Source organism: Shewanella sp. HL-SH5, assembly GCF_051163755.1.
In the GTDB taxonomy this organism is placed as follows: Bacteria; Pseudomonadota; Gammaproteobacteria; order Enterobacterales; family Shewanellaceae; genus Shewanella; species Shewanella glacialimarina.
Genome location: NZ_CP195038.1, coordinates 3538657 through 3557080, shown reverse-complemented (window position 1 = coordinate 3557080; position 18424 = coordinate 3538657). Strand labels below are relative to the sequence as shown.

Genomic DNA, 18424 nt, shown 5'->3' with positions numbered 1-18424 from the left:
ATTAATGGTCGGGTGATTTTAATTAGTTGGGCTGTTAATCAAGAAAAAACTCTCTAATAGCGGCTTCTTCTTCCATAGCATCCTGATAGCCTTTGCTAATCAGTTCGCTACAAAATCCGGGTTCAAACAGCAAGTAACTGGCAAAACTAGCGCCGCCTCCCTTACCCGTCGCGCCTGTGGTTTTCATCAAGGATCGCATGGCAAATGGCATGGTGTGCACGTGCTTAGCGGCGACTTTATCGAATTCCACTCTAGGATTTAGCGCTAACAAATTAACTGCCCGAACTTCACCTTGTTCAGTATAGGCAACTTGATTTTGAGTGATTCGAATCAGATCGTTCATCCTTAGCATGATATCCACATCATGCTCTAAGCTATCGACAAAGGCGCTATTAAATAAGTGCCCTACCATTTGTGCAAGCGAAGGCGAATGGGTGGTGGTTTCACGTTTGGGAATAACTCCCGCGTTACCACTAACCCCTATGACCAAGATTTTATCTGCACCAAATTTAAGTGCAGGACTCAGTGGCGCTAGTTGTCTTAAGGCACCATCGCCAAAATATTCTCGACTAACCTTCTCAGCGGGAAATATTGTAGGAATGGCAGATGAAGCCATAAGATGTTGAACTGCTAATCGTGTTGGCACCCCCACTCTGCGGCCTTTGCGCCAGCCTTTGATGTCTGATTTACCTTGGAAAAAACTGACCGACTCTCCTGATGTGTATCCTGTGGCGTTAATAGCGACAGCATCCAAATAACCGGCATCAATACGTTTTTGTATATTTTTAAATTGTATTGTGTGCGCGAGTAAGGCCCTTAAGGGGTCATTATTTAAAAAAGCCAACGGACGATTCATGCCAATGCCTTGATTTAGCATGGACGATAATAGGGTGCCGCCACTTTTGAGCAGATCCCATGCCCCCGCTTTATAAACCCGATCTACTGTTATGTGCTGCCAAAAATATTCAACCTTTTTTACCGCAAGACGAAAATTGTTAGCTGAAGCCGCCAGACCTACGGCATTAATTGCACCCGATGACGTCCCGCTAATAATTGAGAAAGGGTTGTGCGCATTTTTGTTGTGTAAATCAGCTATCGCCTTAAGTACACCGACCTGATAAGCACCTCTAGCACCGCCACCGGATAACACTAAGGCTCGTTTGGTCATAGTAAGATCTCTTTTGAGTTATTATCTTCATGAAATGGTAATTACATGTGCTTATTAATAGTCATGTCCCATATGACCTAGATTCACCTAGTTATCCGTTCTAGTACCTTGTAAGCATAGAACAAGTTACAGGTTATATAAGATTGTTTGCATAATTTTAACAATAAAATATGCTGATTAAATCGGCGCCTTATCATGTATTTTGTCTTATTGATTTAAAGCACGTTGTTGGCATTGAGGTCGCTGGTTTTTTAGCTGGCAGCTTGCTGCTGATAGATTAAGTGGTTAAATGTGTTTTGGACTTGGTTCTGGGGAAATGATTTAACTTACTCAGACAAATATCATCAAGAGGAGAGTGGTATTCGCTAGATGGTGTAGAATAGAGCACCTGAATAGGCTGTGAGTGGTTATTTATCACCCTTTGCGTGCTGCGCAGCTTTAAATTATTTACTGTAAACGAGATTTCAATGTCGAACGTCAATACCCTCGAACTTAATGGCTTTGTGCAACAATGTACCAGTGCTTTAGCTGATAATACGCTGCAACGTTTAGTGTTTTCAAAATACTGTGGCGACAATAAAGAACTTAAGCGTATTGCTATGCGTCCAGTGGAGCTAAAAGGCCTACGGTTGCTGTCTTGTTTATATGAATACCGTACCAATCACATTACTAAAAATGTTGAACTGGCTGAGGTTGAAACTTTGTGTCAACAATGGCTCGAAAGCGAATTTCAAAATGCACATTTGATCACCCAAGAGTGGGAGGTCCAACTGAGTATCAGCAAGAAAGGCAAGGTATTGATCAATAAATACCGCAATAAAAATGTGCCTAAAGCTGGTGAGGTCGATGCCGCAATTAATAGTGAAGCCGCGCCGCATAACCGTGCTAAAAAACGTTTTGTTGAACAAGACCGTCCTTATTTGCGCGAGTTAGGTATTACTGATGCCAGTGGCGAAATTATTCCTGCTATGTCGCGTAAGTGGAAGCAAATCAATAAATTTATTGAAGTGTTGTCACGTGCTATTGATAACACAGGTCTAGCCAACAATAGTGAAGTGCACATTGCCGATTTTGGTTCAGGTAAGGCGTATTTAACCTTTGCTGTGCACGACTATTTTATCGATAAACTGCAGGTGAGCACTCAAGTTACCGGTGTAGAACTTCGTCAAGGGCTGGTTAATTTATGCAATCAAACCGCGACTAAGCTAGCGTTAACTGGGATTAAGTTTGAGCAGGGCGATGTGCAACACTTTAAAGCCCAGGGGATTAACATCATGATAGCCTTACATGCCTGTGATGTTGCCACTGATTATGCTTTGCATATGGGGATTCAAACTGGCGCGGAAATTATCATGTGCTCGCCGTGTTGTCACAAACAAATCCGCCCACAAATGAAAAGTCCGACTTTGCTAGCACCGTTATTACAGCATGGTATTCATTTAGGCCAAGAAGCTGAAATGGTCACCGATGGCCTGCGCGCATTACTGCTTGAAGCCCACGGTTATGATACTCAAGTATTTGAGTTTATTTCACTTGAACACACCAGCAAAAATAAAATGATTTTGGCTCAAAAACGCACCCAAGCTCGCGATAACAGCGCTATATTGCAACAAATTGCCGACATTAAAGCTTTTTATGGCATTGAAGAGCAATGCTTAGAAACCTTGCTAGGTTAGACTAAAACGATATTATTTAAGCGGCTTAGATTTAAACTGAATGTGTTTAAGTTGTTTTAAATTTATGTATTGGACCTAGCTCTCGAAAGTTAAGTTTTAGCATGTGAGGTACTGCATCAAGGTGAGTTGCAGTTTACCGTAGCTTTTAAGTTGCCAAAGATTTTCTATACAGGCTAAAGATGAGTGAGCTTGATTTGGTAATTGTGGCGTGCAGTTTGGTATTGCTGTTAAATCGATAATTAGACTGTTAATAAGTGCCGTTAACGGTTGAGTATCTTGCTTTAATTGCTCACTGCACACTTTATGTTGCAGCATAGCGTGGCTAATCAGCATTATGCAGCGTAATAGTTGCTCAAAGGTACTCAGGTAAAGATCAGCTCTCGTCGAGGTGTCGGTTAATTGCTGGTTGTGTAGTTCATCTAGCGGATGACTTTCGCTATCAATCAGGTTAGCCATGTACTCCAAAGCGCTTTCTAGTTGCAGCCAATGGGTGAGTCCCATTTTGAGTAATGGTTTAAGTACTTCTGGGGATATATGGGCTGAGCTTTTCAGGTTATCTAGTTCAGTGGGCCAGTTAGTATTGAGCTTAATAGGGACTCGTCCTGATAATAAATAGCCTGTTAATGCCTTACTTTGCTGGCCTAATCTGAGTGGAATATACTCAACCATAATTAAGCCTAATAAGATTAATTCTGCACTGTTACCCTTTATCAATTCAAATTCCAGTTCACTTATTACTCCGTTATTTTTAGGGGTAATGACTTGTCCACTATCTAGCGCGACCTCAATCGTGCTTTGGTTGATGGCTACTACCCAAGTTTTTCGTGTGAAATTTGTGTCAAAAATAGCCATAAGCGCAGAGTTTAGCTCAGCTATTACTGTGCCTTTTGGCCAAATATGGTCGGGAAACAAAAAAAGGTTGGGTGTTTTTTCAGCGGTCGACACATTATATTCAGGGCGACTATGAAGGCCATTTATAACACTCCCTGTGGTTTTAAGGGTTTGCTCTTGATGGTTTTTTGAGCCGCGTACACGCAAGCCCATATCCCATTGGGCTAATTGTAATGTGCTAGTATCGAAATAATGATTAAATAAAAATTCACTTTTACAGTAAGATGAATTGTGTAATTTATTAAGGTTTTTTATTAATGAATCATGGTCTTGGGGAGACACCAACAGTTTCAACTCAATTTCAGCATTCATTGACTTATTACTCACCTTGTAATCAAATATTCATTAATGCGTCATATTTAGTTCACAATGTCACATTTCTGTAATAAAAATCCCTTAGGATTGCACCGCTCAGATAAATTATACTCTGTGCTGCAAGTGTAAATCACAGTAGTGCGAAATTGAAACTACACTGTTTCTTTATGTGGACGCTTGAGTTAGTATGCGCCCGCTTTTCCAAGTTGGAATTAATTAAATAGGTAAACGGCAATGCCAGTAAACTCTATTTTAGGTGTATTTGCAAAATCACCTTTAAAGCCTTTAGAACAGCATATCGATAAAGTTCATGAATGTGCTGCACTTCTTGTTCCTTTCTTTGACGCCACAATGGCAGGAGATTGGGATGAAGCGGTTAAAATTCGCAAACAAATTAGTATGCTTGAAAAAGATGCTGATTCGTTAAAGCGAGAAATCCGCTTAACTCTGCCCGGTGGCTTGTTTATGCCGGTTGAGCGTACTGACTTACTTGAGTTATTAACTCAGCAAGACAAAATCGCCAACACAGCAAAAGACATTTCTGGCCGTATCATCGGGCGTCAATTAGTCCTCCCTAAACCAGTACAAGAGTCGTTCAATGCTTACCTTAAGCGTTGCCTTGATGCTGTTGCGTTAGCAAAACAAGCAATTAATGAACTTGATGACTTACTCGAAACGGGTTTTCGTGGTCGTGAAGTGAAGTTGGTTGCCAATATGATCAACGAATTGGATAAAATTGAAGAAGATTCAGATGATCTTCAAATCCAGGTTCGCCGTCAACTGTATGCTGTTGAATCAGAATTGAATCCAGTTGATGTAATGTTCTTATACAAAATTATCGAGTGGGTGGGTGGTTTAGCTGATATTGCTGAACGTGTAGGTTCCCGTCTAGAGGTTATGTTAGCTCGTAACTAATCACAAGGTTATCAAGGAAAAGACATGGTTGATGTATTAATCACCAACGGCCCGACGCTAATCGCGCTTGCGGCCATATTTGGTTTTCTGATGGCGTGGGGTATTGGTGCAAATGATGTTGCCAATGCCATGGGAACTTCTGTAGGTTCTAATGCCATTACGATTAAACAAGCGATTATTATCGCAATGATTTTTGAATTTTCTGGCGCCTTTTTGGCAGGTGGAGAAGTCACCAGTACAATTCGAAACGGTATTATTGATGCTGCTTACTTTACTGATAAGCCTGAGTATCTCGTTTACGGTATGATTGGTTCATTGCTTGCAGCGGGTATTTGGTTAGTTGTCGCGTCAGCTTTAGGCTGGCCTGTATCGACCACTCACTCAATTATCGGCGCTATCATTGGTTTTGCTGCGGTAGGTGTCAATGTTGATGCAGTTGCTTGGGGTAAGGTAGTTGGAATTGTAGGTTCTTGGGTCGTAACTCCGGCTATTTCAGGTTTTATTGCTTATACCATTTTCCAAAGTGTGCAAAAACTGATTTTTGATACCGAAGACCCATTAGGTAATGCCAAACGTTATGTGCCTTTTTATATGGCGCTGGCAGGCTTTGTGATGTCACTTGTGACTATTACTAAAGGCTTAAAACATGTTGGGTTACATTTCTCTACTTTAGAAGCTTACATGCTAGCAACAGTTATCGCAGTTGCTGTTGGTCTTTTGGGTAAAGTGGCCATTTCTCGCTTAAAAATGAGTGAAAAAGCAGACCGTCAAACACAATTTGGCAATGTTGAAAAAGTGTTCGCGATTTTGATGGTTGTTACAGCGTGTTGTATGGCATTTGCCCACGGTTCAAACGATGTAGCTAATGCTATTGGCCCATTAGCGGCTGTGGTATCAGTTGTTGAAAGTGGCGGTGTCATTGGTTCTGAAGCTGTTTTAGCATGGTGGATCCTTCCGCTAGGTGCTGTCGGTATTGTGTTAGGTTTGGCGATATTTGGCCAACGCGTAATGCAAACTATCGGTAAAAACATTACTCATTTAACACCGAGTCGTGGCTTTGCTGCTGAGTTAGCTGCAGCTTCAACGGTTGTACTTGCTTCAGGAACAGGTTTACCTATTTCTACAACACAAACCTTAGTGGGTGCAGTGTTGGGTGTGGGAATGGCGCGTGGTATTGCTGCAATCAATATCGGTGTGGTTCGTAACATCGTAATATCTTGGGTAGTGACTTTACCAGCAGGTGCAGGCCTATCTATCGTGTTCTTCTACATAATTAAAAGTATCTTTAGTTAATAATAGAAGTTAATCTCGACTTAAGAAGGAAGTCCTATGACTTCCTTCTTGCATTAATGGGATTAAGTAAATAGCATTAATGGGATTACATAAATAACATGATTGCTATTTAATAGCGTTAGGGAAAAGGCTGTGTTGAAAGTCATTAATTTTTTTGCTTTGTTATTGTTGTCGTTGAGCGTTAATGCTCAAACGTCTTCACATTATATTTCAGATGATGTGTTTACCTATATTCACGGTGGACCAGGCACTGATTTTCGTATTATTGGTAGTGTAGAAGCGGGTCAACCTATTCAGTTTTTAGGTAAAACTGAAGGTGAGTATGCTCAAATTATCGATAATAAAGGCCGTGAGGGCTGGGTTCGTAGTGCGTTTGTTACCGAACAACCTAGTTTAAGAGAGCGTTTTCCGCTGGTTGAGCAAGAGCTTATTAAGGTTAATGAGCAACTTAATCAAATCTCATTGGGAACCGATAATGTTAGTCAAGACTTCGAGTTAGCCAAGCAAAAAGTGACAGAGCTTCAAGTTGCCTTAGAAAAAGCCTTAGCTGAACGAGATACCGCCCAAGCTAAAGTAGATACGACTAAACAAGATCAACAATATCAGATGTGGCAACAAGGTGGCATTATTGCTGGTATTGGTGCGCTAATTGGGATCATTTTAGTGTATTTACCCCGTCCTCAGCTGCGTAAAAAGAGTCGGTGGATGTAATTAGTCGACAATATATCAAATTTTCAAACAGAAAGGCTAACATATCATGTGTTAGCCTTTTTTGTTTTTTAGCACTGTAAGGTACTGATAATTATAAGTAGATTTTGTTCCTGACATTATCATTAAGTTAGCTAATATTAAACAGGTAAACCTTCTGCTACATTTTATGTGCACCGAAGCGAGTTTATGGACTAATAGAGAGTGTTCTTGATCACATTTTGATTGTATACTCGCCCGAATCGTACATTGTATACAAAATAAAATGCTGTAATGTACGTCACACCCATTGGTTTTTACCCTCCTTCAACTGACCATGATGGAAGCGATTATGATGTTCAAAGCGAGTGAAGTACTGGGCGGTCGCTATGACAACGCCACTCTCGAAGAATTGTTTAAAGCAGTTACTGACAATTACATTGTTGATGAAGAACAGTATCTAGCAGAGTTAATTACGCTGGTGCCCTCATCCGATGAAGAAATTCAGCAGGTGACTCGTCGAGCACATGAATTGGTGACTAAAGTTCGCCAATTTGAAAAGAAAGGCTTGATGGTTGGTGTTGATGCTTTTTTACAGCAATATAGCTTAGAAACCCAAGAAGGCATTATTTTAATGTGTCTTGCCGAGGCCTTATTACGCATTCCAGATGCTGACACAGCCGATGCATTGATCGATGATAAGTTATCAGGTGCTAAGTGGGATGCACATATCAGTAAAAGTAGCTCTGTACTGGTTAATGCCTCTACTTGGGGATTAATGCTGACGGGTAAAATCGTTAAGTTAGATCGTAAAATAGATGGTACTCCAAGCCATTTGATTAATCGTCTAGTTAACCGTTTAGGTGAGCCTGTGATCCGCCAAGCTATGCTTGCTGCGATGAAGATTATGGGTAAACAGTTTGTGCTTGGTCGCAATGTTAAAGAAGCATTAAAGAATAGCGAAGACAAACGTGAAATGGGCTATACCCACAGTTATGACATGTTGGGTGAAGCTGCGTTAACCGCTAAAGATGCACAAAAATATTTTACCGATTACAGTCATGCTATTCGCGATCTCGGTGCGCAGGCATACGATGAAACTGACGCGCCAAGACCGACTATTTCAATCAAACTTTCAGCGTTGCACCCGCGTTATGAAGTGGCCAATATCGACCGCGTATTGACTGAATTATATGACACCGTTATTAAGTTAATAGTCCAAGCTCGCCAGCTAAATATTGGTATTTCAATTGATGCTGAAGAAGTTGATCGTTTAGAGTTATCTTTAGCTTTATTCAAAAAGCTGTATCAATCACAAGAAGCAAAGGGCTGGGGCTTACTCGGTATTGTTGTTCAGGCTTATTCTAAGCGTTGTTTACCGGTGTTATGTTGGATTAACCGCCTTGCTAAAGATCAAGGTGATGAAATTCCGTTGCGCCTGGTTAAAGGCGCCTATTGGGACAGCGAGCTTAAATGGGCTCAACAAGCGGGTGAGGCGGGTTATCCGCTGTATACGCGTAAAGCGGGTACCGATGTATCATATCTAGCCTGTGCACGTTTTTTATTATCCGAATCAACTCGCGGTAACATTTACCCACAGTTTGCTACCCATAATGCACAAACGGTCGCTAGCATAGATGCTATGGCGGGTGATCGCCTATACGAGTTCCAACGTTTACACGGTATGGGACAAGAGCTTTATGACACTATGCTTGCTGAAAGCGGTGCAAAAGCTGTCCGTATTTATGCACCAATTGGTGCCCACAGAGATTTACTACCCTACTTAGTGCGCCGCTTATTAGAGAACGGTGCCAATACATCGTTTGTACATAAGTTGGTTGACCCGAAAACCCCAATCGAGTCTTTAGTGGTACACCCTTTGGTGACACTAAAAGGCTATAAGAGCTTTACCAATCATAAGATTGTTAAACCGGCGGATATCTTCGGCGTTGAGCGTAAAAATTCTAAAGGATTAAATATGAATATTATTTCAGAGTCTGAGCCATTTTTTGCGGCAATCGAGAAATATGCTCAAACACAATGGCAAGCAGGCCCATTGGTTAATGGCAAAACCTTAACCGGTGAAATGCGAGACGTAGTTAGCCCATTTGATACCACTAAAATGGTCGGTAAAGTGGCTTTTGCTGATAGCCAAGCGATTGAAACTGCTATTGCATCAGCTGAGAGTGCTTTTGCTCGCTGGTCACGTACTCCAGTTGAAATCCGTGCCACTGCATTGCAAAAACTGGCTGACTTATTAGAAGAAAATCGTGAAGAGTTAATTGCACTTTGTACCCGTGAAGCGGGTAAGAGTATCCAAGACGGCATTGATGAAGTCCGTGAAGCCGTTGACTTTTGTCGCTATTACGCGGTGCAAGCGAAGAAAATGATGGCTAAGCCAGAATTGCTTCCTGGCCCAACAGGTGAGTTGAATGAGTTGTTTTTACAAGGCCGCGGTATATTTGTGTGTATCAGCCCTTGGAACTTCCCATTAGCGATATTCTTAGGTCAAGCAAGTGCGGCATTAGCTGCGGGTAATACCGTTATTGCTAAACCTGCTGAGCAAACTTGCCTAGTGGGTTATCGCGCGGTTCAGTTAGCGCATGAAGCGGGTATTCCTACCGACGTGTTGCAATTCCTACCAGGTACTGGCGCGACAGTAGGGGCTGTATTAACCGCTGACGAGCGTATTGGTGGTGTATGTTTTACTGGTTCTACCGGTACGGCTAAGCTAATTAACCGTACTTTAGCAAACCGTGATGGTGCAATTATTCCGTTAATTGCCGAAACCGGTGGCCAAAATGCGATGGTGGTGGATTCAACTTCACAACCTGAGCAAGTGGTTAATGATATTGTGTCTGCCTCTTTCACCAGTGCCGGTCAGCGTTGTTCAGCATTACGAGTACTATATGTACAACATGATGTTGCCGATCGCGTAATTGAAGTGATGAAAGGCGCAATGGAGCAATTAACCATTGGCAACCCAAGTTCTGTGAAAACAGATGTGGGCCCGGTAATTGATGCGGCGGCTAAAGCGAACTTAAATGCCCATATTGATCATATTAAGCAAGTGGGTAAATTAATTAACCAACTAGCGTTACCTGCTGGGACTGAAAATGGTCACTTTGTTGCCCCGACAGCGGTAGAGATTGATTCGATTAAAGTGTTAGACAAAGAGCATTTTGGCCCAATCCTGCATGTTATCCGTTTCAAAGCGGCTGATTTAGGTAAGGTTATCGATGAAATTAATAGTACGGGTTATGGATTAACCTTAGGTATTCATAGCCGTAACGAAGGTCATGCTTTAAATCTTGCTGATAAAGTGAATGTGGGTAATGTGTACATTAACCGCAACCAAATTGGCGCAGTAGTCGGTGTACAACCATTTGGTGGTCAAGGTTTATCTGGCACGGGTCCTAAAGCGGGCGGCCCACACTATTTAACCCGTTTTGTTACCGAGAAAACCCGCACCAATAATATTACCGCTATTGGTGGTAATGCGACATTGTTATCGTTAGGTGACTCTGACGAATAAGTATTAATCGCTTAGTGTTAGTTAAAATAATGCCCGCAATTGCGGGCATTATTGTTTATCCCGTTTTATCAACGCAGTTGAGACAGACTCTATTGCAGAGTCGGTATGAGAGCGGGATGGTATTTTTGTTATATGATTGGCTAGATTAGTGGTGTTTTGTTTAATGATTGAGCTATTTTTGTAAAAAACCGACTGGAAGGAAAGAAGTCTAGACGTCTATGTTGCAATTTGAAATAACTTCTCTTATTCTTGGCGCAGATGATTAGGATGTGTAGGATGTAATCCTAGTATTCACTCAGATGAATATTGCTTTTCCGTCACAAGCCTAAAAATATAGAAAAAGAGAGATGACTTTGACTAAACCCACCACAAGTAACAGTTCGCCAACGGCATCCTTTATTGCTTTGTTGCCTTTATTTGTTTTTCTAGGACTATTTATTGGCGCTGGAGTGTACTTTCAAAGCCAAGGTGTTGATTATGCTTTTTATCAACTGCCGAGTGTGATTGCTATTTTACCTGCCATAATGTTGGCATTGCTGCTGTCTAAACAAAAAATCAACAACGCGATTGAAACCTTCATTGAGGGCATTGGCCATAGCAATATTATCGCCATGTGTTTAATTTATTTACTGGCGGGTGCATTTGCTTCTGTTGCGAAGGCAACCGGTGGTGTTGATGCTACAGTTGCTTTAGGTTTATCGCTGATTCCTGCTGACTTATTATTACCCGGTTTCTTTATGATAGCGGCATTTATTGCTACTGCTATGGGCACGTCAATGGGCACTATAGCGGCAGTGGCGCCTGTCGCTTTGGGTGTGGCAGACCAAGCACAAATTGAATACGCATTAATGGCGGGTGCGGTAATGTCTGGGGCATTGTTTGGTGATAATTTATCCATTATTTCGGATACGACTATCGCTGCGACTCGCACTCAGGGATGTGATATGAAAGATAAGTTTCGCGAAAATTTAGTCTTTGCTATTCCAGCCTCAATTTTAACGCTTGTTGCTTTTTCATTTGCAGGCCAAGGACAGGCTACTATTGCCCCACAACAAATTGAATTTATAAAAGTATTACCGTATTTAACCATATTGATTTTGGCCGTTTCAGGGTTGAATGTATTTGTGGTGCTAACCTTAGGTATTTTACTGGCTGGCCTGACAGGGATATTAGCTGCAGATTACAATGTCATCCAATTTGGCAATGATATTTATACTGGCTTTACCAATATGCAAGAAATCTTCATTCTTTCTATGTTGGTAGGAGGTTTAGCGGCACTGATGCAACAGCAGGGTGGCTTGGCCTTTGTGAATGATAAGGTCGAAGGGCTAATTAGCCGTTTTTCTAAGTCTGCGGGCGATACGTCACCACGCGCAGCTGAATTAGGCATAGCGAGTATTGTTGCGGCAACAAATACCTGCGTGGCAAATAATACGGTTTCCATTGTGGTGACTGGCGATATCGCTAAAGACTTAGCAGAAAAACACGGCGTTAGCCCTAAGCGAGCTGCCAGTGTAATGGATATTTTTGCCTGTATTATTCAGGGGTTGATCCCCCATGGGGCTCAAGCATTATTAATAGCATCAGTGTTTACTATTAGCCCATTAACGGCGGTATCGAATGCCTGGTATTGTATGATTTTGGCGGTTGTTGCGGTCATTATTGTGATATTTCGAAAGCGTGCATAATCTATCAATATTGATTTAAATATACCATCTGCTGACTGTATTAGCATTAGTACCAGTAAGCCCTAAACCGTGTTTAGGGCTTTTACTTTTTTAAAGATACAGGTAAGCTCGATTGTCTTATTTCTCATACCTGATCGCCTTGAATAAACAGCATACAAATTACGACTTACATCTAGTGATTGTCTTTATGTCATTAGCTGCGGCAATTATTGCCAGTATTGGCGTCTCGTCTGCATTATTTGCACAAGTACAACAAATGCAAACCAGCATCTTTACTATTCGTCCTGATATTTTAGGGGATTATATGAATTCTCCTTTAGCTGTGGTGTTTAACCTGTCTTTGCTTGCTGCTGGTGTATGTTTCTTGTTAGGCACTTTGGCTATCTATTTTACTTTTTCGGATGTCTTAAGCCGAGGAATTGCCGTTGTAGGGGGTATTGTTGGCTTGAGTATTGCGCTGATGGGGATGTTTCCAATTAACTTCTTAGAGTTACATCGTAAAGTTTCAACCTTGTACTTAGTTGGTTCGCTAGTCTTGCATTGCTTATGTTTCGCTGATTACTTTAAACCCAAAAGTACCATGACTCGAGTGGTGTTTGGATTATCGATAGTGGCAATAGTCACGTCCGTTAACTTAATTCGTTTATTAGATTGGCATTTACTTGATTTCCCTTCCTGCGATGATAATGGCAGTCATTTCTGTTGGGTGTCGTCTAGTATGTGGTTGTTAACTCAAACGAATATTTTATGGTGTGTATGCCTTGGATTAAGCATACGCCAACATATAGTTGTACAACAGTCATTATCACGTCACGTTGTGCCAGCATAAACCGGTATGACACAATATCGTTTAGCCCATTACCTTGCCCTTTGCGGCATCGCCTCAAGGCGTCAATGTTCAAGAATTATTGAGGCTAGTCGAGTCACTATTAATGGCTGTTTAGCTTTACATTCAACGGTTATTGATACTGATTTTATTGATGATATTCGTGTCGACGGTGTAAAAGTTCTTAAGCCTGAAGATAAAGTCTATTGGCTATACCATAAGCCTGTAGGAGTCGATTGTCGTTTAATTGAAAGCGACCCTAGTAGTTTACTGCATCATTTACCTGAAGGGCCAAGATTGTATCCTGCAGGGCGATTAGACAAAGATTCCCGAGGGCTTTTATTGCTCACCAATGATGGTCAATTAACCCAGCGATTAATGCATCCTGATTTTCATCATTCAAAAACCTATCATGTCAGTGTTGATAAACCTTTTGATGAGCTGTTTTTGACGAAAATGGCAGCGGGCGTGACCTATCAACAAGCCAGTCAAAACGTCACGACTCGAGCGTGCCTAGTAAAGTCTTTGGCTTCGGTACAATTCGAAATAGTATTGACCCAGGGATTAAACCGACAGATCCGTAAAATGTGTCAAGCACTAGGCTATCGGGTGATTGATTTAAAGCGAGTCGCGATAGGGGAGGTAGAATTAGGTGATTTGCCAGAAACCAAACGGCGACCGTTAACGGCCGCCGAATTAAGCATGTTAATGCAGCCAATAGGCGTTACTTAACGATTTCCATTTCTGCTAATAGATTATCGGCGTGATCAACATGCTCCATAATCCATAACATGTAGCGGCTATCAACCTGGATTGAACGGTTTTTATTGGCATCGTAGCCCCAATCACCAATAATACTTTCATACACACCATCAAATAGTAAACCGACTAATTCAGCGCGGCCATTTAGTGTTGGTGAGCCAGAGTTACCGCCAGTCGTATCTAAGGTTGATAAAAAGTTAACTGGAACAGAATCAATGGCTTTGACATAGTAGTCACCATATTGTTTTTGTTTGATTAACTCGAGTTGCTTAGCGGGCGCATCAAATGGGTCCATGCCTGTATCTTTAGCTAAGATGCCTTCTAAGCGTGTAAATGGTACTGCCACCAAACCATCTTGTGGTGTATAACCTTTCACATTACCTACGGAAACTCGTAAGCTTGAGTTGGCGTCAGCATAAACGGGTTTACCAAGCTCACGATTATAAGCAATGATAGCGTCCATAAACTGTGGACGTACTTTCATTAGGTCACCCGATAATTGCTTCTGTGCCTGCTCTAGCTTCATGCTTTCATCATAGGTACTGACGGCAAACTGAATGAAGGGGTCGTTAGACTTTTTAAAATCTGCAACCGACTTATCCATCCATGCTAAACGGGTAGCTTGATCAGCTAATTTTGTTTTAGCAAACATCTTATCTACGGTTTTATTCAGCTTCTTAGCGTCGAACTTGTTGCCAATATTGAAGGCTTTATCAAATGCTGGTAAGCGCTGTTCTGCTGGTAGGTTGGCGTAACGCGTTAACATTTCTATTAACAATGCCTTGTCGACTCTAGCTGCATAGCGACGATCAATACGTTCCATACTTGAGGTGAAATTGGCTATATCACGCTCTTGATAACCTGGTTCACGCTCCATGTCAGGTAGTGTTTTTTCGTTAGCTAAACGATATAAATCACGCGCTGTTGTCAGCATAGTTGTGTAGGTAATGTAGCCTAATAAGGTATCACGCTGCTGGTTTTGTTGGCTTTTAGTGACTAATTTATCTAATTCAACTAAGGTTTTACCATATTTTTCCTGGCGCGCCGAGTCAGTATTAATCCATGATGCTAGGTCGCTTTCTACCTTTTTGCGATCATCTAACATAGGCATTTTGCCGTAGAACTCAATCATGGAGGCAAAGTTTTTAGCATAGTTTGCTAGTCCAGCAATTAAGCTTTCATACTTAATGCGATCATCTGTGCCTTCTGCTGCAGTGTCTTTGATGATTTCAATCATGCGTTCACGCAGAATCTTACCTTCTGGATAAGCCCATTCGAATTGATTTTCAACCTCGTTTGCAGTGCGGTAACGATTAGTGCTACCCGGATAGCCTGCGACCATCACAAAGTCGCCATCACTAACGCCTTTAGCTGACACTTTTAAGAAACTTTTTGGCTCATACGGGACGTTGTCTGCATGGAAGTCCGCTGGCTTGCCATCTTTGCCTACATAAGCGCGATAAAATGAGAAGTCACCAGTATGACGAGGCCACATCCAGTTATCGATATCGCCACCATATTTACCGACACTACCAGCTGGGTTATAGGTTAAACGGACATCACGAATTTCGAGCTGCTTAACGAGATAATATTCTAAGCCGCCATGGAAGCTGTAAACCTGACAATGGTAACCGTCTTCTTTCTCACATTCAGCCACTAAGGCCTTTTCTTGTTGTTCGATACCGGTGTAAAAGTCGTTGCCTACTTTATCCATTTGGCCTTTTTTAACTTTATCGGTTACATCGGTTACCGCTTCGGTAACATAAACGCGCGACCCTGGTGTTGCCGGTAACTCTTCTTTATATGTTTTGGCTAAGAAGCCATCTTTTAATAGATTTTTTTCTGGGGTTGAGTTGTACTGAATTGCACCATAAGCACAGTGATGGTTAGTAACAACTAAGCCTTTTGGTGACACAAAGGATGCAGTACAACCTCCTAAACTAATGACCGCATTCATAGGGAATTCAGTGAGTTTAGAAATTGATTTCGCATCTATTTCTAAGCCTTTTTCTTTGAGCATGTCAGCCATGGCGGGTAACTGGTGTGGCTGCCACATGCCTTCATCGGCTTGGGCAGTAAAACTGGCAGCAATCGCCGCTGTAAGTAACCATGTTTTCATTGTTATAAGTCCATTTTGATAAAGTAATCACATGCTCAAGGGGTTTGGCAGTATGTGAAATAAACCGAATATACATTAGTGTATTTATTATTTTAGATATTTAGCGTGATGTTTAAACGACTATATTGACCCACAAAAAAGTCAGGCCTAGGCCTGACTTTAACAAAACTTGTAACAGGTTAACAGCGTCAGAAAAAACCAGTTACAAACTAAATTTAATTCTGTTAGCTATCCATTAACCCAATGCGACCATTAACTGTGCAATCACAATTAAGACCCCGATAATACCTGCTATTATCAGTGCCGGCATGCCACCCATCACTTGATAACCACCTAAGTTCTGAGGCCGCTGCTTTAGTGCCATCACGATCGGTAAAAATATGATCATCACAACTAAAGGAATAGCCGCAAAACCTAATACTTGAAAGAAGCCATCTGGATAGAATAAAGCACATAATAATGGCGGAATAAAGGTAATTAACCAGGTTTGAATACGGCCAGCGACATCACTTCGAGCACGAGTCAGTTCAGCCACATAATCAAACAGACTCATGGTGACGCCTAAAAATGAAGTGATGAGTGCGAGGTTGGCAAAAATATCAATAAATTGGCTGACAATTTGTGACTCAACTAACCCTTGTAGTGCCATTACCAGTTTAGGCAATGAGCCTCCAAGTTGATGAACTGTTGAGCCACCTAGCGTACCTAGTGTGACCAATAACCATAAAATGTAGCAAACTAATGGAATTGTAGAGCCAATTAACAGTACTTTACGCAGTGATATCGCATCACCATCAAGATAGCGCACAATCGTGGCAATACACACATGGAAACCAAATGAGGTAAACACCACAGGAATAGCAGCTAGCCATAAGTGAGTTAACTCATTGCCTTGAGCGACTTCACTCATTGTGTTAGTCAATGCAACAGCTAAATTAACATCTGGCAGTAAAAAGGCGACCACTAATACCAATAATACCACCATGGCGGTAAACAGCACTCGAGAGACTTTATCTATCCAGCTAACACCTACAGCAATAATGCCACCAAAAATGACGGTGAATAATAGCACTGCTGCTTGATTACTTAAGTTAAGACCTAATGGGGCTAAGCGGGTTTCCAGTAGGGAGGAGCCACCCATTAAATACACCATGGTTAAGGCGAATAATAAACTTAAAAACGATCCACCTTGAATTAATTGCCCTACCTTACCTAATGTTTTACCGGTAATGGCATGGACATTATCGCCTACACCGGTACGTAAATTGATTTCTAACATGAGTAAAGAGGTGTATGCAGAGATGCCCCAAATGACAATGAGCAGCAAGATAGCTGGGACGATCCCCAGTGCCGCAGTGGCTAAAGGTAATGCAAGCATGCCACCACCAATAGCAGTACCAGCGACTATCGAAATAGATCCAAGTGTTTTAAAATTCACGAACGCGTCCATATAGTTATTGTTTTATTGCAAGCGACATTAGCAGAAGGCAAACAGCTCAAGCAAGAAACTTAGTCGTTTAAAGACTTTTTGCACTGTGTAGAAACAATTACATAACATTTAGCCCGCCAACATCAAAGCCAATATTTGTATTGTGCATTCATTAGCTGGCTTGGGAATTAGGAAATGAGAAGAAGGGCATTATGATGTTGTATGCCTTTTAAGTTTGGGTTATATTGCAGCCCTCGTTTTAGGGGAGTAGCTAGCTTTAAGTTGTTGCCATCAATAACTTTTGGCGTTTATATCAACATAATTGGCCATATTGCCATGGTATAAACAACAAAGAAGCCCTTTGTTAAGCAAGACCTAGTACGGTAACAGTAGCTTAGAGGGCTTGCTGTTGCTTGTGCTTGGTTTATATGCCCTCTAATAACGCTAGGATTTTCCCTTGGAAGCACTTCTTACTTCAACCTTTACCGTGGCTATTGCTGAAATTGGCGATAAAACTCAACTGTTAGCATTATTGTTAGCGGCTCGTTTTCGCAATAAATCAGCCATTGTTCTAGGTATTTTGTTGGCAACACTACTCAATCATTTTGTCGCGGCTTGGGTCGGACAGTTTGCTATTAGCTGGCTTGATCCTCAATGGGCTAGCTATGCCGTTGCATTGTCATTTTTTGCTATTGCCCTATGGGTTCTGATACCCGATAAAATGGATGAGGATGATAATAGCTTTTATAAACTAGGCGCGTTTATGGCTACCTTCATTTTGTTCTTTATTGCCGAGATGGGTGATAAAACTCAAATTGCCACAGTCGTATTAGCGGCTAAATATGATGCACTTGCCATGGTGGTAATAGGCACTACATTAGGGATGTTAATAGCCAATGTGCCAGTGGTATTACTGGGTCATTTTAGTGCTGATAAATTACCGATGAAAATGATCCACAGAACTTGTGCAGCTTTATTTGTGGTGCTCGGCGTAGTCACTCTATTGTATGGCGTGTGATAGTTACAAAAGCCAATTCTATTAAGTGTGCGCTAATCGGCGTTATCTATTGCTTAAGAGTGCTTAAATTATAGTCAGTTGATAATCGGGTTGGGGTTAGCT

At 41.5% G+C, this 18424-nt stretch carries 13 protein-coding genes and 1 riboswitch; of the genes, 9 read left to right on the top strand and 4 right to left on the bottom strand.

Annotated elements, in window-relative coordinates:
* Positions 1 to 34 precede the first annotated feature (34 nt).
* Entirely contained in the window at positions 35 to 1168 is a 1134-nt protein-coding gene (locus ACRWQM_RS15490; RefSeq protein ID WP_434930557.1) for a patatin-like phospholipase family protein, read from the bottom strand.
* 467 nt (positions 1169 to 1635) lie between these two features.
* On the opposite strand from ACRWQM_RS15490, the gene ACRWQM_RS15485 reads away from it, so the two are divergent.
* Positions 1636 to 2844: a class I SAM-dependent methyltransferase gene (locus ACRWQM_RS15485; protein WP_434930556.1), complete on the top strand. Its 1209-nt coding sequence runs from the start codon at positions 1636 to 1638 to the stop codon at positions 2842 to 2844.
* 96 nt (positions 2845 to 2940) lie between these two features.
* On the opposite strand, the gene ACRWQM_RS15480 is transcribed toward ACRWQM_RS15485, so the two are convergent.
* Positions 2941 to 4047, bottom strand: a complete 1107-nt coding sequence (locus ACRWQM_RS15480; protein ID WP_434930555.1) for an inorganic triphosphatase — start codon at positions 4045 to 4047, stop codon at positions 2941 to 2943.
* Between the two features lie 237 nt (positions 4048 to 4284).
* Between ACRWQM_RS15480 and ACRWQM_RS15475 the strand changes: the two genes are divergently transcribed.
* From ACRWQM_RS15475 to ACRWQM_RS15445, 7 genes are all read left to right on the top strand, one after another.
* Entirely contained in the window at positions 4285 to 4965 is a 681-nt protein-coding gene (locus ACRWQM_RS15475) for a TIGR00153 family protein (RefSeq protein WP_434930554.1), read from the top strand.
* 24 nt (positions 4966 to 4989) lie between these two features.
* On the top strand, positions 4990 to 6258 hold the full coding sequence (locus ACRWQM_RS15470) for an inorganic phosphate transporter (protein ID WP_434930553.1): 1269 nt from the start codon (positions 4990 to 4992) through the stop codon (positions 6256 to 6258).
* A gap of 132 nt (positions 6259 to 6390) precedes the next feature.
* Positions 6391 to 6969: a TIGR04211 family SH3 domain-containing protein gene (locus ACRWQM_RS15465; protein WP_434930552.1), complete on the top strand. Its 579-nt coding sequence runs from the start codon at positions 6391 to 6393 to the stop codon at positions 6967 to 6969.
* A 316-nt stretch (positions 6970 to 7285) separates the two neighbouring features.
* Positions 7286 to 10480, top strand: a complete 3195-nt coding sequence (gene putA, locus ACRWQM_RS15460; RefSeq protein ID WP_434928931.1) for a bifunctional proline dehydrogenase/L-glutamate gamma-semialdehyde dehydrogenase PutA — start codon at positions 7286 to 7288, stop codon at positions 10478 to 10480.
* A gap of 347 nt (positions 10481 to 10827) precedes the next feature.
* Positions 10828 to 12168: a Na+/H+ antiporter NhaC family protein gene (locus ACRWQM_RS15455; protein ID WP_434930551.1), complete on the top strand. Its 1341-nt coding sequence runs from the start codon at positions 10828 to 10830 to the stop codon at positions 12166 to 12168.
* Positions 12169 to 12280: 112 nt separating this feature from the next.
* Positions 12281 to 12997: a hypothetical protein gene (locus ACRWQM_RS15450; protein ID WP_434930550.1), complete on the top strand. Its 717-nt coding sequence runs from the start codon at positions 12281 to 12283 to the stop codon at positions 12995 to 12997.
* Positions 12998 to 13003: 6 nt separating this feature from the next.
* Positions 13004 to 13726 (top strand): RNA pseudouridine synthase, encoded by a 723-nt coding sequence (locus ACRWQM_RS15445; protein WP_434930549.1) that lies wholly within the window; start codon positions 13004 to 13006, stop codon positions 13724 to 13726.
* On the opposite strand, the gene ACRWQM_RS15440 is transcribed toward ACRWQM_RS15445, so the two are convergent.
* Entirely contained in the window at positions 13719 to 15875 is a 2157-nt protein-coding gene (locus tag ACRWQM_RS15440; RefSeq protein ID WP_434930548.1) for a S46 family peptidase, read from the bottom strand. The two genes, ACRWQM_RS15445 and ACRWQM_RS15440, sit on opposite strands and share 8 nt — an antisense overlap.
* A gap of 235 nt (positions 15876 to 16110) precedes the next feature.
* On the bottom strand, positions 16111 to 17313 hold the full coding sequence (locus ACRWQM_RS15435; protein ID WP_434930547.1) for an aromatic amino acid transport family protein: 1203 nt from the start codon (positions 17311 to 17313) through the stop codon (positions 16111 to 16113).
* A gap of 241 nt (positions 17314 to 17554) precedes the next feature.
* A riboswitch (yybP-ykoY riboswitch) is annotated at positions 17555 to 17670 on the top strand.
* A 91-nt stretch (positions 17671 to 17761) separates the two neighbouring features.
* Here ACRWQM_RS15435 and ACRWQM_RS15430 point away from each other — a divergent pair.
* Positions 17762 to 18322 (top strand): TMEM165/GDT1 family protein, encoded by a 561-nt coding sequence (locus ACRWQM_RS15430; RefSeq protein ID WP_226411318.1) that lies wholly within the window; start codon positions 17762 to 17764, stop codon positions 18320 to 18322.
* The last annotated feature ends 102 nt before the right edge of the window (positions 18323 to 18424 follow it).

Excerpts from the sequence above, each read along its gene's own strand:
- ACRWQM_RS15485 (WP_434930556.1), top strand. The coding sequence starts at position 1,636 with ATGTCGAACGTCAATACCCTCGAACTTAATGGCTTTGTGCAACAATGT.
- ACRWQM_RS15480 (WP_434930555.1), bottom strand. The coding sequence starts at position 4,047 with ATGAATGCTGAAATTGAGTTGAAACTGTTGGTGTCTCCCCAAGACCAT.
- ACRWQM_RS15470 (WP_434930553.1), top strand. The coding sequence starts at position 4,990 with ATGGTTGATGTATTAATCACCAACGGCCCGACGCTAATCGCGCTTGCG.
- ACRWQM_RS15440 (WP_434930548.1), bottom strand. The coding sequence starts at position 15,875 with ATGAAAACATGGTTACTTACAGCGGCGATTGCTGCCAGTTTTACTGCC.
- ACRWQM_RS15455 (WP_434930551.1), top strand. The coding sequence starts at position 10,828 with ATGACTTTGACTAAACCCACCACAAGTAACAGTTCGCCAACGGCATCC.
- ACRWQM_RS15475 (WP_434930554.1), top strand. The coding sequence starts at position 4,285 with ATGCCAGTAAACTCTATTTTAGGTGTATTTGCAAAATCACCTTTAAAG.
- putA (WP_434928931.1), top strand. The coding sequence starts at position 7,286 with ATGGAAGCGATTATGATGTTCAAAGCGAGTGAAGTACTGGGCGGTCGC.
- ACRWQM_RS15445 (WP_434930549.1), top strand. The coding sequence starts at position 13,004 with ATGACACAATATCGTTTAGCCCATTACCTTGCCCTTTGCGGCATCGCC.
- ACRWQM_RS15490 (WP_434930557.1), bottom strand. The coding sequence starts at position 1,168 with ATGACCAAACGAGCCTTAGTGTTATCCGGTGGCGGTGCTAGAGGTGCT.